The 16,780-nt window shown below is 62.9% G+C and carries 13 protein-coding genes; 3 read left to right on the top strand and 10 right to left on the bottom strand.

Annotated features, from left to right (window positions below):
- Positions 1 to 21: 21 nt before the first annotated feature.
- Positions 22 to 1,158, top strand: coding sequence for an FAD-dependent oxidoreductase (locus HMI60_RS02010; protein ID WP_193590448.1), 1,137 nt, complete (start codon positions 22 to 24; stop codon positions 1,156 to 1,158).
- Between the two features lie 97 nt (positions 1,159 to 1,255).
- Positions 1,256 to 1,918 carry a GntR family transcriptional regulator gene (locus tag HMI60_RS02005; protein ID WP_110504168.1) on the top strand — a complete coding sequence of 221 codons (663 nt, stop codon included), beginning with the start codon at positions 1,256 to 1,258 and terminating at the stop codon, positions 1,916 to 1,918.
- Between the two features lie 47 nt (positions 1,919 to 1,965).
- Here HMI60_RS02005 and HMI60_RS02000 read toward each other — a convergent pair whose 3' ends face one another.
- The 9 genes from HMI60_RS02000 to trxA form a co-directional block, all read right to left on the bottom strand.
- Positions 1,966 to 3,390 (bottom strand): glycoside hydrolase family 32 protein, encoded by a 1,425-nt coding sequence (locus tag HMI60_RS02000; RefSeq protein ID WP_110504167.1) that lies wholly within the window; start codon positions 3,388 to 3,390, stop codon positions 1,966 to 1,968.
- Between the two features lie 134 nt (positions 3,391 to 3,524).
- The gene (locus HMI60_RS01995; protein ID WP_193590447.1) at positions 3,525 to 5,072 is read right to left on the bottom strand and encodes a glycoside hydrolase family 32 protein; all 1,548 of its coding nucleotides are present in this window, start codon (positions 5,070 to 5,072) and stop codon (positions 3,525 to 3,527) included.
- Complete coding sequence (locus tag HMI60_RS01990) at positions 5,069 to 6,160, bottom strand: ABC transporter ATP-binding protein (RefSeq protein ID WP_193590446.1); 1,092 nt, start codon at positions 6,158 to 6,160, stop codon at positions 5,069 to 5,071. The genes HMI60_RS01995 and HMI60_RS01990 overlap by 4 nt, the downstream gene beginning before the upstream one ends.
- Positions 6,157 to 7,119, bottom strand: coding sequence for an ABC transporter ATP-binding protein (locus HMI60_RS01985; RefSeq protein WP_079581308.1), 963 nt, complete (start codon positions 7,117 to 7,119; stop codon positions 6,157 to 6,159). The genes HMI60_RS01990 and HMI60_RS01985 overlap by 4 nt, the downstream gene beginning before the upstream one ends.
- Positions 7,116 to 8,054 (bottom strand): ABC transporter permease, encoded by a 939-nt coding sequence (locus HMI60_RS01980; RefSeq protein ID WP_018778582.1) that lies wholly within the window; start codon positions 8,052 to 8,054, stop codon positions 7,116 to 7,118. The genes HMI60_RS01985 and HMI60_RS01980 overlap by 4 nt, the downstream gene beginning before the upstream one ends.
- A 10-nt stretch (positions 8,055 to 8,064) precedes the next feature.
- The gene (locus HMI60_RS01975; RefSeq protein ID WP_018778583.1) at positions 8,065 to 9,042 is read right to left on the bottom strand and encodes an ABC transporter permease; all 978 of its coding nucleotides are present in this window, start codon (positions 9,040 to 9,042) and stop codon (positions 8,065 to 8,067) included.
- Between the two features lie 141 nt (positions 9,043 to 9,183).
- Positions 9,184 to 10,857: an ABC transporter substrate-binding protein gene (locus tag HMI60_RS01970; protein WP_018778584.1), complete on the bottom strand. Its 1,674-nt coding sequence runs from the start codon at positions 10,855 to 10,857 to the stop codon at positions 9,184 to 9,186.
- A gap of 78 nt (positions 10,858 to 10,935) precedes the next feature.
- A complete protein-coding gene (locus HMI60_RS01965; RefSeq protein ID WP_227453635.1) occupies positions 10,936 to 11,949 on the bottom strand; it encodes a LacI family DNA-binding transcriptional regulator in 1,014 nt (337 codons plus the stop codon).
- Between the two features lie 326 nt (positions 11,950 to 12,275).
- The gene (gene trxA / locus HMI60_RS01960; protein ID WP_193590445.1) at positions 12,276 to 12,704 is read right to left on the bottom strand and encodes a thioredoxin; all 429 of its coding nucleotides are present in this window, start codon (positions 12,702 to 12,704) and stop codon (positions 12,276 to 12,278) included.
- Between the two features lie 384 nt (positions 12,705 to 13,088).
- On the opposite strand from trxA, the gene mtr reads away from it, so the two are divergent.
- Positions 13,089 to 14,504, top strand: a complete 1,416-nt coding sequence (gene mtr, locus HMI60_RS01955) for a mycothione reductase (protein WP_193590444.1) — start codon at positions 13,089 to 13,091, stop codon at positions 14,502 to 14,504.
- 1,023 nt (positions 14,505 to 15,527) lie between these two features.
- On the opposite strand, the gene HMI60_RS01950 is transcribed toward mtr, so the two are convergent.
- Positions 15,528 to 16,757 carry an amidohydrolase gene (locus HMI60_RS01950; RefSeq protein WP_018778602.1) on the bottom strand — a complete coding sequence of 410 codons (1,230 nt, stop codon included), beginning with the start codon at positions 16,755 to 16,757 and terminating at the stop codon, positions 15,528 to 15,530.
- Positions 16,758 to 16,780: the final 23 nt, after the last annotated feature.

Below are 16,780 nucleotides of genomic sequence, written 5' to 3'. Positions count from 1 at the left end.
ATCTTCAGGGAGGGCCTGACCATGGATGGAAGACTCGCAGTCATTGGACTCGGCAGTATCGGCAGTATGGCGTTGTGGCAGGCCTCCCGGATGGCCGGCCCGGTCACTGGGTTCGAGGCACAATCCCCTGCTCACGGGAGAAGCGCCGTGGGCGGTGACACCCGCTTGTTTCGCATGATCTACCTCGGGACCCCCAGCCTCTACCCGATCCTCGAACGCTCCCGTGATCTTTGGGCTGAGTTGGAAACAGAAAACGGGCAGGACATTCTCACACGGACCGGAGGACTGTCCATAGGCACCGCCGGCGGCCCGTACATCAGCGGCCTCTTGGAAACCGCACGACTCAACGGGGCTGCCCACGAAGTCCTCAGCCGCGAAGATCTCGCCGAACGCTATCCACAGCACAACCTCCGCGCAGACGATGTCGCCGTTTACGATCCGAATGCGGGGGTCCTGCGCACGGACCGCGCCGTCACAGCCGCCATAGGCGCAGCACGGGCCAATGGAGCTACGGTGCACATCAACACCCCTATCGACAGCATCTCCGAAACCGACGACGGCGTTGTTGTCACCTCAGGTGGGAATTCGTGGAGCTTCGAGAACGTCATTCTCGCCTCGGGCGGTTGGTCGAAACGACTCATGCCTGAGAATCTGAAGTCGCATGTTGAGACGCGCCGGGTGTTCCTGTCGTGGTTCGTGGCCCGCGACGCAGCCCGCTTCACCCCGGAAACGTTCCCCGTTTTTAGCCGCATGTACGACGACCGCGCCATGTACGGCGCGCCCGCCGTCGATGGGGTAACGGTCAAAGCCACCTTGGATGGGCGGGGAACAGTGGTCACCGACGCCGACCGTTTTCCCAGGGAACTCTCGGAAGCCGAAACCACCGAGACCTTGAAGACAGTCTCGGACTTCATCCCGGGCCTGGTTCCGTCGATCGTCCGCTCAGACGCCTTTCCGGAGCTGTACACCAAGGACCGGAACCCTCTGTTGGGATGGCTCAGCGAATCGAGCCGGATCTACTGTGCGACGGGGTTCTCCGGAGGCGGTTTTAAGAACGCCACAGGGTACGGTCACATCGCCGCGCATGAAGCGCTTGGCAAACAACCAATCGAAGGCCTGGATTTCGTGCGTCCGGAGCGGTTCACCACCGGCGCCTGATGAGGGCACCCCAGCTCAGAAACCTTCCCTGAGTAGAGCCCACCACGGACGAAATCAACACCCCCTGTATAATCGACAATCGACGAGGAGGCCCAGGGTGGATCGCAGGTTTGAGTGGCAAGAGCAGCGAACGACCACGCCTGACGGCGTCTACCGGGTGCTCCGCACCGCCATCTTGGACGGAACCGTCTCTCCCGGGGAACAGCTGCGGGAAACGCATATCGCTACGGATCTCGGCATCAGTCGTTCGCCACTGCGTGAGGCGTTGACCAAGCTTGAAGAGGAAGGCCTCGTGGTGAAAGTCCCCTTCCGTGGTTCCTTCGTTGTGGAGGTAAGCGATCGGGACGTCTCCGAGATCGCATCCATCCGCCTGCTGGTGGAGCCTTATGCCGCCGAGCTCGCTGCCCCGACACTGCGGGATGCGAAACGGCCTCTTCTCAAGCAGACCATCGAGGAACTCTACCGGGCAACCGATGCGAACGATATCCCGGCGAGCATTGATGCCCACCTTAGGTTCCACCGGCTCTTCTACGAACACTCCGGTAACGCGGCGCTTTACAGTCTGTGGAACGGTTGGGAGAACAAGTTGCGTCTTTACTTCGCGGCGGACCATCCTACGTACAGCGATCTTCATCAAGTTGCCGTCGAACATGAAAAGCTGGCGGAGCTTGCTTTGAACGGTGACATCGAGGGCTACCGCAAGGAAACGCTCAGCCAGTTCCAGAACGCTTTAGGCGCCGAAACCGCAGACCCGGCCTGACGTCAACTCCGGAAAAGCCCGCCGGCAACGCCGGCGGGCTTTTCGCGCTACGGCGTGACCTTGAGTTCCCGGATGGTCAGTTCCCGGAACGTGGCCGCACCTTCGTGGGCGTAGAGGCGGATGCCGTCATCGCCGTCGAGCGGGAAGACCCGGTGCGAATGGACCACGCGCCCGTCGCCGACGAACATCTCTACACTTGTCCGATCCACCAGGATGCGTAGCGTGAGTCTTCCGGCGGCGGGGTCCACCGGGGTTTGGGATTCCCCGGCCGTGGGGTTGACGGTGGGACGGCGGTTGACGTAGGCGAAGGGCCCGCGCAGGTAGACGCCTGCGGCAACGTGTCTGCCTCCTCCTGGTGCGCGGCATAGCTCGAAACCGAGATTGGCCGGTGGCGCAGCCGGATCCCACACCACCTCGCAGCTCAGATCGTACGCGTTCGAGCGGACCTTCAAGTCGTATGTACCGGCAACTGCCACATCACCCAGCCGATGTGTGCGCTTCACGTGGTTACCCAGCGCGGACGTGGGGGTGGAGGAAAGGTAGTAGGCGCCATTTCCACGCTTGAGCCGGACGTCACGCACGATCATGTCGTCGCCGTTGTAACCGTCAGCGGCAAGGGTGGGCGTGTTGTGGGGGTAGTCCCAGAAATTAGCCCATCCGATCGCCCGCCGCAGGGTTGGGTCCTCCGCACCCGATTCTGTGTGATGCGGGTAGGTCACAGCGCCATAGAAATCGAAGCCGTAATCGAGCCATTCCGGCTCGGCATGGTCGGGCGTAAAGGAACTGCCGTCGAAGGCGCCGGTCCAATACGCATACGTCGCGGGCAATCCGCGGCCCTTGCCGTTCGCGCTGGTGCCCAAGACCCAATGGGAGGTGCCGTCGTCGGCTGTCATCCGAAAGAGGTCAGGGCACTCAAGAAGCCCAAGGTCGGTGCGGACAAACTCCCCAACACGCTTCCAGGTCCGCAGGTCCGGTGAGGCGTAGAACCCGAGCTTCTGCCCCTCGGCGTTGGCCATGAACCACCGCCCACGGTCCGCGTCCCGGATCACCTTGGGATCACGGAAATCGTGCACGCCGGGGTTGGGCAGCACCGGCGCCGCGCTACCGGGCTTGAACGAACGCCCCCTGTCAGTCGAGTACCAAAGGTACTGCGCCTGGCGCCCTTCCGGTGCCTGGGTGACGAGTGCTATGACCGCCCCCGCACCGTATCCCGCAGTATTTCGCTCATCCACCACCAGGCATCCGGACCAACAGTCACCGTTGCCGTTGCTGAACTTCGGGATCGCGACACCCCGGTCCCGGAACGCTACGTGATCGGTTGTAGTGGCCCGGCGCCAGGACGTGCCGCCCCCGCCGGTGATGTAATCGGCGTTGTAAAGGTAGTAGTAGTGGTACTCCCCGTCCAGGTAGATGGGTCGTTGGGGATCGTTCTTCCAGTTGTCGCTGACGCTGAAGTGATAGTCGGGGCGCATCCGGGTTGGTCCTTTCGAGGGGCTGCCTGCCGCCGACGCGGGGCCGGACAGCGCCAGGGATCCGCCCAAAGCAACCGCACCGGCGCCTGTCAGTAGTCCGCGGCGGGAGAATGATGATGAATTCTTCATGGGTTTCACTTCCGTTCCGGCAGGAGGCTGCGGGTTTCTTCGAACACCCCGGCCATGGTCCAAGCATCAAAGGAGAGGAGCCGCACCGTACCTTCGGTGGCGGCCAGTGTTACGCGCCCGCCGCCTTGGGTCGGGTAGACGCGGGCAGTCAGCGGCTTGCCGTTGGCGAAAATTTCGACGGCGGACCGGTCCACCAGAATGCGTAGGCGAACCCAGCCGTCCGTCATGGGAAGGGGGCCGGACTTCTCCTCCACATCAACGGCCAGGTCCAGGCTGCTGCGCGTGCGGTCCAGATGCAGCATGCCGGTGGCGCCTCCGTCGGCCGAGCGGCCCAGAATGACCACCGTCTCTTCAGCGCCGTCCACAGATCCAAGCAGTCCGAGTCGCAGCTCCGCACCTGCGGAGAGCTGCAACTCCACCTCAAGGTCGAGTTGGTTGCCGGAAACACCGGTATCCATGGCCGTTCCGGCCACCAGTACCTGGGCAGGCACATGGGTGTGACTCCTGCGCAGCTTCCCGATTTCGGGCACTGGTGCGAACTCCAGGTTTCCGTCGTTGCCCAACGTGGCGACCCGCGGCAGACTCATGACCCCGGACCACCCGGCTTCCACCATGGCTGCGTCGCTTCGCCCTTCCTGCATCCAGCCGAACATGACCCGCCGGCCGGATTCATCCTGGAAAGACTGGGGTGCGTAGAAGAAGCGGCCGCCGAAATCCAGCCGGTGCAGCGACTCGGGTTCGAAGGTGTCGCCGGCGTAACGACCCGTCCAGTACAGCGGGTGGCGGGTTTCGCCGTCGTTCCACGCGGAAAAGACCAACACATCCGTCGAGTCACCGGCATGTGGAGATCCCAACGATCCTTGTCCTGCACGGAAAAGATCAACACATTCCCACATGGTCCCTGTCCAGTCAGGGCCTTCAGGATCACCTTGGGAGGCATCCCCGATGAACAGTGGCCCGAGATAATCCCAGGTGCGCAGGTCCGAGGACTCATAAAGAAACGCCGTGCCGCCGACGTCGCGGATCCCCGAACCGACCAGCTGCCGCCAAACGCTTCCCTCCCGCCATACGCAATGATCGCGGAAGGCCGTGATGTCCACACCGGCCGGCGGTGCGCCAATGACCGGGTTTCGGGGGTCCTTGGTCCAGTCCTGCAGGTCCGGAGTTCCTGCGGCGACGCAGGGCAACTCCTTGCCGCCGGACCGCCCGGAGTACACCAAGGTGGGCGTGCCGCCGTCGTTCACCAACACCCCTGACCAGCAGCCCTCTGCGTCCGGTCCCGCGGACGGTTCCAGAGCTACGGGTTGGTCACTCCAGGAGACCAGATCGGTGCTGGTGGCGTGGCCCCACTGGATGCGGTGGTGGAAGGCACCCTCCGGGTTGTACTGATAGAAGAGATGGTAAGTACCGTTCCATTGGCTGACACCGTTGGGATCGTTGAGCCAACCGGCCGGCGAGACGAAGTGGAAACGCGGCCTTAGTGGATCTGCCTCGGCACGGGCCACTAATTCATCCTGCGGAACCGTGGCGAGCGGATGGGTCACTTCAGTCATGCGGAAGCCTCATCTTGAGCGGTCGACGCCGGGTGGCCGGGTTGGATTGGTTCACTCGCCAGGGCGTGGACGCCGGCAGCGGCCCATGGACGGTACAGGTGGCAGCGCACCCAGTGACGGTTTTCGGGGTCCCCCACCCGATGGCGGACGGGTTCCTCAGCCGAGCAGGCCTGGTCCGGGTCGCCGTCGAACATGCAGTACGTCGAGGCCATGACCGCCTGCCTCAGTTCGGCCCGACGGACGGGATCGTACGAGCCGGCCCTGGCCGGATCCGGCACGGCCGAGACCAGCAGTTGGGTGTAGGGGTGCGCAGGGTTGGCCAACAGATCCAGGGACTCGCCCTCTTCAACGAGCTCTCCGGCGAACATGACGGCCGTCCGGTCCGCCAGGTAGCGGGCGGAGGCGAGGTCGTGGGTGATGTACAGCATGGAGATGCCTTGCTCGTCGCGGAGCTTGCGCATCAGGTTCAGCACGCCGATCCGGACGGAGACGTCCAGCATGGACGTCGGCTCGTCGGCCAGGATGACCTGCGGTTCAACGGCCAGGGCCCGGGCGATCGCAACGCGTTGGCGCTGACCTCCCGAGAGCTCGTGCGGGTACGAGTTCAGCATGTCAGGTTCCAAGCCGACGGTGGTCATAAGTTCTTCCAGGCGGTGCCGGGTCTGCTCCTCGGAACCGCCCTTGCCGTGGATCGCCAGGGAACGCCGCAGGAAATGCTCGATCCTGTGGGCCGGGTTCAAGGAGCCGAAGGGGTCCTGGAACACCATCTGCAATTGGGACCGGAAGGCCCGGGACGCTTGGAACCGATCCCGTTTGAGGACATCGACGCCGTCAATGAGGATCTCCCCCGAACTCGGCTTCTCGAGCCGCGCCACACAGCGGGCCAGGGTGCTCTTGCCGGAACCGGACTCTCCCACGAGGGCTACGATTTCGCCCTTGCCAATGGTCAGATCGATGTCGTGCAGGGCGCGGACGGAGTCGCGGGAGAACAAACCGCCAATCGGGAACGACTTTCCCAGTCCACGGATTTCAAGGGCAGGGGTACTGGTTTTGGACGCGGCCGAGGGGGTCATCAGGGAGTGGCTCATCGTGCAGCTCCTTCGAAGTCAGTCGAATCAATCACCGAAGCGTCGGCACCAAACGGGGCCACAAAATGGCCGGGTGCTGCCTCGGTGAGGTCCGGGATGTTCCGGAACTTCACGCCGTCGGGCAGTCCCGTCAACGGAACGCGGGGACCGGTAAGGGGCGGAAACGCGCCCATCAGTGCCTGGGTGTAAGGGTGACGGGGATCGGCATATACGTCCTGGGCTTTCGCGGTTTCCACGATCCGGCCGCCGTACATGACGGCCATGCGGTGCGAGAGTTCCACCATGAGGGACATATCGTGCGTGATGAAAAGGACGGAGAAGCCGAGCTCGCGTTGAAGTTCCTTGATTTGGGCCATGATTTCCTGTTGCACCACCACGTCCAGTGCTGTGGTGGGTTCGTCCAGGATCAGCAGTGACGGCTTGAGCGCCACGGCCATGGCAATGACGGCACGCTGACGCATTCCGCCGGAGAGCTGGTGCGGGTAGGACTTCAGCCGGGCGGGGTCGATCCTCACAAGCTCCAGCAGTTCACCGGCACGTCGCAACGATTCCTTCCGGGAGTAACCGGCGTGGGTAGTGAAGATGTCCACGATCTGGTCGCCGATGGTCATCACCGGATTGAGCGAATTCATGGCCGACTGGAACACCATCGCCACGTCCTGCCACCGGAAGCGCCGCAGCTCCTCGGCGCTCATGGCCAGGACGTCCTTGCCGCCGAAGGAAATGCTGCCGCCGGCGATCTTTGCGGGATCCTTCAGGAGCCTCATGATCGAGTTGGCAATGGTGGACTTGCCGCAGCCGGACTCCCCCGCCAGACCAAACACCTCGCCGGTGCCGATGCTGAAGGAAACGCGGTCGACGGCGGTGGTGGAGCGGGTATCTCCGATGTACTTGACGGTGAGGTTCTTGACGTCGAGGACGGGTTCGTGGGAGCCGAAGGAGACTTGGGAGATGGTCATTTGGCGGTGCTCGTTTCGGCTTTCGTGGGTGTTGTTTTGGGCGTCTTGATCTTTCGCAGCCGCGGATTGGTGACTTCGTCCACGGCGTAGTTGATCAGGGCAAGGGCGAACGCGACCAGTGCGATGCACACACCGGATGGTACGAACACCCACCAGCTCCCGGTCAGCAGGGCACCTTCGTTACCGGCCCAGAAGAGGTTGTTGCCCCACGAGACCGTGCTGACGTCACCAAGCCCCAGGAACTCCAGGCCCGCTTGGGCTCCGATGCCGTAGATGACGCAGGCCAGCAGCGTGCCCATGACGATCGAGGCCATGTTGGGCAGGATCTCGCGGAACATGATCCGTCCTGCCCGTTCGCCGGACACGACGGCCGCAGCGACGAAGTCCTTGGACCGGATCGACAGTGCCTGGGAGCGCAGGACGCGGGCCGAACCGGCCCATCCCGTGACCACAAGAACCAGGATCACAGTCCCCAGGCCCGGCGGAAGGAACGCCGCCAGGATGACCAGCAGGGGCAGTCCGGGCAGAAGCAGGAAGACGTTTGTGACCAGGGACAAGGCTTCGTCAATGAACTTGCCGAAGTACGCCGAGGCCAGGCCCACGAGAATGCCGATGAAAGTGGACGCCAGACCCACCGTCAGTCCCACGAACAGGGAACTCCGTGAGCCGTGGACAGTCAGCGCCAGCACGTCCTGTCCCTTGGCGGTAGTCCCCAGCCAGTGCTCTGCATCCGGTTCCAGGGACGCCATCGCGGTGATACGTGACGGATCGCCGGGGAACAACACCGGCGCCAGGAGGGCCAGCGCAATGAATACGATCATCACGGTCATGCCCAGCAAGGCTTTCTTGTTCGTGAGAAGTCCGTGGACGAAGCTGCGGTTGGGTTTGCGGGCAGCCGGAGCTTGAGTGGGCTGCTTCAGAAGTGCGGTTGTCATGATCAGTCCTCTAGTTGCTGCGCACGCGCGGGTCGAGGCGGACGTAGAGGATGTCCACCAGGAAGTTGGCTAGCAGCACGGCGGCGGTGATGGTCAGGAACAAGCCCTGCATCAGTGGATAGTCGAGGCCCTGGACGGCGTTCAGCAGTTGGTAGCCGACGCCCGGATAGGCGAAAACCACTTCAGTGAGCAGCGCACCGCCCACCACGAATCCCAGTCCCATCCCGAAGCTCGTCACCGAGGGCAGCATGGCGTTGCGTGCTGCGTAGCGAAGCATGATGCGGCCCGGGCGGAGTCCCTTGGCTTCGGCCATGGTGATGTAGTCCTCCGAATTCGTGGCGATCATGGTGTTGCGCATTCCCAGCATCCAGCCGCCAATGGAGACCAGCACGATCGTCAGCGCCGGCAACACCAGGTGAGCCCCGACGTCGCCGATGAACTCCCAAGTGAACGCGGGCTCCAAACCATCGGTGAACGCATGCCGGATCGGGAACCAACCCAGCACCACCCCGAACAGGTACAGCGCACCCATCGCGAGCCAGAAGTACGGGAACGAGCCGATGAAAACCAGCACCGGCGGGAGCGCAGAGTCGATCGCTCCGCCGCGCCGCCATGCGGCCAGGACGCCCAGCAGGTTACCCACGACGGCGGCAATCACCAGCGCGGTTCCGCCCAGTAGCAGCGTCCAGCCGATCTGGGACGAAATGACTTCGGTGACCGGCGTGGGGAATCGGGAGATGGAGACCCCCATCTGGCCGGTGAAGATGTTGTGCAGGTAGTCGATGTATTGCTCCCAGATGGGCCGGTCGTCAACGCCCAACAGCTTTCGCAGGGCCTCGATCTGCTCCGGTTGCATTCGGTCCTGGGAGCGGGCAAACATGCGGGATACGGGGTCTCCCGGCATGAAGCGCGGGAGCAGGAAATTCAGGGTGATGGATGCCCAGAAGGCGATCAGGTAGAAACCAAGGCGGCGCAGGATGAAGCGCACGGTTTCCCTCCATTCGGGAATTGCGGGGATTGCGGAAAGTGAAGAGGGCACGCCCGGCGGCAGTGGCCGGTTCAGCGGCAAGGTGGCGGCGTCGTGGCAGCGGGCAACCGCCGGGCGTGCACTGAGAAGAGTTGCGGGGATTTACTTCCGCGGTTCCAGGGTGGTCAGGACCAGCACCGTCGTAGGTGATCGGACGGACAGCGTGGCGTACGGGTTGCCCTCAGTGGGCCAGCCGGTGAAGCGGGTGTCATTGAAGGCACCCCATTCAGGGCCTGAGAACAGCGGCACCAGCGGTGCTGCGTCGTTGTACTCTTCCTGCAGCTTGTTGGCGATGTCCTTTTGCTTGGATTCATCCGTCTCCGCAACGAAGTCGGCCAACAGGGCATCGGCCTTCGTGTCGCCGAAGCGGTGGTAGTTATCGAACGTCTTCGTGCCTACCGGTTTGACCGTTGCGGTGCCCATGGAGGTGTTGAAGTACTTGTACGGGCTGGGATCGTTGGCGCTCCAAACGATGCCGGAATCGAAGTCGCCGGTCTCATAGCCCGCGACCACAGCGGCCCAGTCCGGGGACTCGACCTTGGCCGTGACGCCCACCTCGGCCAGGTTCTGCGAGATGACGTTGGCCACGGAAAGCCAGTCAGAGGATGTGGCACCTACGGAGATCTTGAATTCGAAAGGCTTGCCGTCTTTGAGGGTGCGCTTGCCGTCTGCTCCCTTGGGGTATCCCGCCTTGTCCAGAAGCTCGTTGGCCTTCTGCACATCGTGGTTGGTCCACGTGCAGTTGTCCTTCACCTGGGCGTTCTTCCAGGTCTCATAATTACCGGAGAGCCCGGTGCAGTCAGCCGGCTTGGCGTAACCGCTCATGCCGATCTTGGTGACCTGGTCACGGTCCACGGCCATGCTCAGCGCTTTGCGGACGTCGACATCGTTGAACGGCGCCTTGGTGGTGTTGAGCTGCCAGTTGATCATGGCACCGGTGGCAGGGAACCAGTATTGGCGGTGTTCCTTGTCCTTTGAAACAAAGGTCTTTTCGATGTTGGGAATGTACTGCGGAGCCCAGTCCACGTCCCCGTTCGCTGCGGCGAGGTTGGCGCCGTCGTTTCCTGCGAAAGCGAGCATCTTGATGCCGGCGATCTTCTGCTTTTCAGGCTGCCAGTAATTGGGGTTCTTCTTCAGCACGAAGGACTGGGCCTGGAAAGTATCAACCTCGGTGTACGGCCCGGTACCTACCGGCTTGGCATTCGCATCCTTCTCCGGGTCCGGCAAAGCGGACCAGATGTGCTTGGGCAGGATGCTGAGTTGGCCGACGTCGTAGAGGGCCGGCGACCACGGCTTATTGAAGTTGAAAGTGACCTTGTTGCCCTCGGCGGTGACGGTGTCCAGGTACTCAAAGCCGCCCTTGATCTTCTTCTGGAGTTCGAAGGTGTAGGCAACGTCATCAGCCACGAAGGGCTGCCCGTCGGACCATTTCACACCGTCACGGAGCGTGAAGGTGACCGATTTGCCGTCCTCGGCTGCTTTCCACTCCGTGGCCAGCCACGGCACCGTGTCCCCCTTGGCCGGGTTGAAAATGAGGAGGGATTCATAGATGGACTGCTGGACCATCGGGTTCACCGTGGGAGCGAACGGGTTGAAATTCTGCACGAATGTGCCCATGTCCTCCCGCGGGATGGTGAGGAACGCGCCGGCGTTCGCTCCGGCGTCGGAGGTGCCTGTTTTAGAGACGTTTGCCGTGCAGCCGGTGAGCAGCATCGCGCCCACTGCAAGGCTCGCCGCCGTGATCCGGGCAGCCCGGAAGTATCGGGGTTGTGTCATGATGGTTATCTCTTTCCTATCTTCATCGTCCAAGGTGAAGGGGTGGGTAAGGGTTGCTCTTCGGCATTGATTTCGCGGTCAGACCGAAGAGCGTTCTAGCAGCGGACAGTCGACCAATTGCTGGTCGGCAAGGATCGGCTGTCCTGCTGTAAGAGCGGCAAGCGTTTGGACGCCCAGGGCGCCCATTTTTTCGAACGGCAACGCAACCGTGGTCAATTTGGGCCGCAGGTAGGCCGCAATGAGTTCCTGGTTGTCGAAGCCGATCACGGCGATGTCCCCGGGGATGGTCAGGCCCCGTTCCTTAATGGCGTCATAAGCGCCCATCGCCATGCGGTCATTGAGGCAGAACAGCGCCGTCGGTCTCTCTTGTGGCGGGTAGCGGTCCAGGATGTGGCACGCGGCATCGTAACCGCCGTCGGCCGTTGCATACCCGGACACCACCAGTTCGGGGTCCAGCTCCAGTCCGGCGACGGCGAGTGCTTCGCGGGCACCCTCCAAACGCCCTACTGCCGCAGGAATGGCCGGGTCCAGGTTGATGACACCGATCCGGGTATGGCCTGCTTGGAGCAAGCGTTCGACGGCCACCCGTCCCCCCGCCCGCTCATCCGGGACGATCGAGGGCAGCTTCCCGTCCGCGTCGAAGCAGTTGATCAGGACTGTGGGGACTTCGTTTGCACTTTCGGGGACGTGAACGCCCCGGTGAAAGGTGGCTGCGTAGAGGAGTCCTTCCACCCGTTGTTCCAATAGCTTCTCAGTAGCAGCATCTTCCAGGCCCTCGTTGGGTCCCACGGCATCGGCCTGGTCGGAGGGCGCGATGAGCAGGAACCGGCGGTCAAGCCAGGCTTGGTCCTGGGCTCCTTTGATGATGTCGACGGCGAACGGAGCCGTGACGATCTCCGTCACGATCCCGTACCAGTCACTACGGCGGGATGCCAGCGCACGGGCGCCGGCGTTCGGGCGGTAGCCCAATTCCTGCACGGCGTCGTTGATCCTGGCGCGGGTTTCTTCGGAGATGCTTGCGTTCTCCCGGTTGCTGAGCACAAACGAAACAGCTGTCCGGGAAACGCCGGCGTGTTTGGCTACGTCTTTCATGGTGACTCCCCGCTGCTTCACAGCCACGGGGGTGTCTGGGTTGGTGCTTTTCGCCATCGAATGCTCCGGTGTTCTTCGCTCATCCAGGTCTGCGCCCAACGTTGTTGTTCGGCCGGCCCGGGGTGGAAAGCAGCGTTGGTAACGCGCGTTACTTTCCGGACATGTGACTCAGGTTACCCACGTTACTTGAACTCTGTCAACACTCTTTCTTCGGCGTAGGGTCGCGCCCTGTATCCCGCGGATTCGCGGCATGAACCTGACGCGCGCAGCCGTAAAGGCACGACGGCGGGGCGCCGCCCCTGCCGCCGTCGTCCACTGTTCCCGGACTACTTCGAGAGTGCCTCCTCCAACCAGGACCTCAACACCGGCGCGGGAGCCGCGCCGGCCTGCCTCGCCACGATATTGCCGTCAACGATGACCATCAACGTCGGCACCGCCTGGATGGCGAACCTGGCAGAGAGCTGCGGCGAGTGATCCACATCGACCTTCACGAGTTTGATGCGACCGGCGCGTTCGTGTGCCAGTTGGTCGAGCACGGGGCTCACCATCCGGCAGGGTCCGCACCACACAGCCCAAAAGTCCACCAACACCGGAACGCTGGACCGTTCGGCGATCGCGCTGAAGTCGTCGTCGCCCGCTTCAACCACCCAAGGCAGGTCCTTGTGGCAGCTCCCGCAGCGCGGCCGGCCGTCGGCGGCGGCCGGAACGCGGTTCGACTTGCCGCAGTGAGGACATTTGATGATGGCTTTGTTCATGTGATTGAGGCCTCCGTGAGCTCCGTAGTGCTGTATTCAAGCGCGGGATTCGAGGCCAAAAAACGGCCTTCGTGATCACGCTGGCCCGCGCGATACTACCCGGCAGCAGTGCCTTGCACCAGGGCCTCCCCCCCCGGCGACCGCCTGCCACCACAAGAGATGATTCATCATGAAAACTTGGACCCGCCTTGGGTTCGCCGCTTGTCCACGGGCGCCTAAGGCGATGGTCAACTTGCCGATTGCGTCGTGTTGCTCGTTGAACCCTCCCGTACTCAGTTGTTCGGCGAAGGATCCGGGCGTCAGGGTACACATCCCGCCATTGGCTCATGAGACCTGTTGGCGTCGGGTTCATTAGGGTGGAAGTAAACCCGCAGTAAGGACCACATGCACACCGTCACCAGCAGCACCGCCGTAGATGGCCACTATGACTTGGTCATCATTGGCACCGGCTCCGGGAACTCCATTCCCGGGCCCGGTTTCGAAGACCATTCGATCGCGATCATTGAGGAGGCATCGTTCGGAGGCACCTGCCTGAACGCCGGATGCATCCCAACAAAAATGTTCGTGCACACAGCGGACACCGCACTCGAGACCCGCGAGTCAGCACGGCTGGGCCTTAACGCCTCCGTCAACTCCGTGGACTGGCCCGGCATCGTCCGCCGCATTTTCGAGGACCGCGTAGACCCAATCTCCGTCGCTGGCGAGGAATACCGGCGCAGCCAGCGGAGCCCGAACACGGACGTCTACGACCAACACGCCGTTTTCACCGGAGAACGCACCTTGCGCACCGGCCAAGGGGCCCACCAGAGGACCATCTCCGGTGACCGGATCGTCATCGCTGCAGGCTCCCGCCCCGTCGTCCCCGACGTCATCTCCGCCTCAGGCGTTCACTACTACACCAGCGAAGACATCATGCGGCTTCCGCAGTTGCCTAAATCCTTGGTCATCATCGGCGGTGGCTACATCGCCATGGAGTTCGCCCACATCTTTGATGCCCTCGGCACGGATGTCACGATCATTGCCCGCTCCACCCTCCTGCGGAACCTCGACGACGACCTGCACGACCCGTTCAACGACCTCGCCGCAGAGCGTTTCGATGTCCGGGCCGGCCGGACTACCGTCAGCGCCGAACAGAATGACCGCGGCATCACCATACGGCTCGACGACGGCTCAACCGCCACCGGGGAGGTACTTCTGGTAGCGACCGGACGTACCCCCAACGGAGACCTGATGGACCTGTCCGCCGCCGGGATCGAGACCATAGGCGGCGGGCGCATCAAAGTAGATGAGTATGGCCGGTCGACCTCCGCCGCAGGTGTATGGGCGCTCGGCGACGTCTCCTCCCCCTACATGCTCAAACACGTCGCCAACGCCGAAATGCGCGCCGTGCGCCACAACCTGCTGAACCCGGGAAACCTGCAGAAAATGCCGCACGACAACGTCCCTGCCGCTACCTTCACACACCCCCAGATCGCCACCGTCGGAATGACCGAGTCCCAGGCCCGCGAAAAGGGTCACAACGTGACCGTCAAAATCCAGGCCTACGGCGACGTCGCGTACGGCTGGGCAATGGAAGACACAACCGGCATATGCAAACTCATCGCTGACAAGGACACCGGCAAACTCCTGGGCGCCCACTACATGGGCCCCCAGGCTTCAACGCTGATCCAGCAAATGATCACCGTCCTGGCCTTCGACCTCGACGTCCGCGAGTTTGCCGCGAAGCAGTACTGGATCCACCCCGCACTACCGGAGGTCACCGAAAACGCCCTGCTCGGCCTGACGTTCGACCAGACGTAGACGCACGCGCGGCTCTCCCTCGATGCGCCGGGCGGCCGGGACGCGGGTTCCCCACTTCCGGAAGCGTCACGGTAACGCCTTTGATTGCACTACTAGATAGCGATCCAGCAAGGTTCCCGCGCCGAAGATAGAGTCGATGCCGCTCGTCAAACGGCCTCTTGGTTCCGATGTTGGTGCGGTGGCATCGGGAACGGAGATCGAGCAGATTCGAGGGAAAGATTGAATCGTGAGAACGTGTTGTTGCACGGCTTGGGTTTGGTTCTTGTTTCTGGCCTGAGGGCGCCCGTACCGGCGATGGCTGCCACCCATCAGAGCGTATCTGCCGGGAATTTCCGGGCCAAGGCCCCTGACAATGCTGGAGGCGTCGACGACAAGTTGCCGTTTACGATGTCAACGCACCACGAACAGGCCGACGGACAATTCCAGCCCGCCGCTGGCTATAACGGTTTTAACTTTCCAGGAACCAAGAGTGCAACCAGCTGCTAAGACGCCCGACCGCCACACGACCTCAACGAAGCACCGGATCTACTGGCCTGGACTCGGGCTGCTTGTGGGGCTGACAACCCTTGGGATCAGAGGCCTGCTCGGAGATTCCCAGAACATTCTCAGCGCGACACTAACTGTGTTGATCCCGGTGGTTGCTGCAATCTTAGCGTCGTTCATCGTGAAGAACAACAGGCAGTGAGGTCGCTGCGCTCCTGAATCACGTCGGCAACTGTAAGGATCTCGTTCCGTGTCAACAGATTTGCGGGTTGCGATAACAAACACTGGGAAGTGGCGGAAACCTCCGGAATCCGGGGCAGTCCGGCGGAAGAACGGGGCAATCCGTGGTGGAAAGGGTGGACATTGTCCCCACTGCTCATTTACATCCGATTAGCCCGGGGTCTGGTAGCAGGGCACGGCAACTTCGTATGTCTTGCATCAAACGAAGCCGTCCCCGTCGCACTGCGCACGGCCCGACCGCGACGAGGTGGCGCCCCTTAGCGTTTCGACTAAGAGACGCCACCGGTCAACCTCCGGGAATCAGGCTTCCAGCGTCACCGTCGTGGCGCCGGGAACCCGCGCAGCCTGGAGTTCCAGCAGTTCGGCCCGGAGTGAGGTATCCAGAGCCGCATCCAGAACCGTGAGTGCCAGGACGGTGGCGCCGTCGAGTATGGCTTCGTCCGCCTCCGGTGAGATGGCGGCGGCGGTGAAGTCCGGGTGGTGCGGGACCGCGGTGCTGTTGCGGACCACCACCATGCCGTGCACGGACGGGACTACCTGGGAAACGTTGCCCATGTCGGAGGAACCGCCCCCGAAGATGGGCGTCGTGTCCACGGGCCTTCCGACGGTTTCCATGTTGGCGTCCCATGCTTCGCCCAGCCCGACGTGGGTATTGAGCGGGGCGTAGGGGTGTTCGGTCTGCCGGTGGGTCCAGGTGCAGCCGGTGGCGATGGCCGCACCTTCGAAGCACGCGAGGACGCGCCGCTTGAGGTCCCGCCAAACATCAACGTCTCCCGCGCGGACTTCCACCTGAACCGTGGAGTCGCCGGCGATGACGTTGGTGGCGCCGCCGCCGTGCGAGATGAACGCGTTGGTGTTTGCGTTCTCCGGCAGGTGCTGCCGCAGGACGGCCATGTTCATCAGCGCCAGACTCGCCGCCGCGCCTGCGTTGATGGCCTTGTCCGGGGCTCCGGCTGCGTGGGCTTCGCTGCCTTTGAACTGCACTTCGAAGCGCTCGACGGCGGCCATACCAATGGCCGCCGCACTCCGCTCAGCGCCCGTCATGCCATGCACCATAAGGGAGAACGCTGCGTCCTCCCACGCTCCGGCCTGAAGCAGCGAGACTTTTCCGCCGCCGTGTTCCTCCGCGGGAGTGCCGAGGAGTTTGATCCGCAGTCCGGCGGCGTCGGCCACGGGCTTAAGGGCCAGCGCAGCGCCGACGCCGGCTGCGGCGATCATGTTGTGCCCGCACGCATGGCCGACTTCGGGAAGGGCATCGTATTCGGCACAGATGACCACGGTCAGTTCGCCGGTGCCGTAGACGGCCTCGATCGCCGTCGGAACATCATAGGCGCGTTCGGTCACCTCGAAGCCGCCGTCGCGGAGGACAGCGGCCACGGCCGCAGCTGAGTCGTGTTCCTCCCAGGAGATCTCTGCCAGTGCATGGACCTTGTGGCTAAGTTCAAGGATGGAAGGCCCGACGGCGGCAGCGGACTCGCGTACGGTGTCGCGCAAGGTGTCCTGGGAGGTGGTGTCGATGGAAACGGTCATTGTTGATCCTTCGTGTCGAGGTG

The organism is Paenarthrobacter sp. YJN-D (genome assembly GCF_015040335.1).
Taxonomy (GTDB): Bacteria; Actinomycetota; Actinomycetes; order Actinomycetales; family Micrococcaceae; genus Arthrobacter; species Arthrobacter nicotinovorans.
This window is presented reverse-complemented; position numbering and strand designations above follow the sequence as displayed.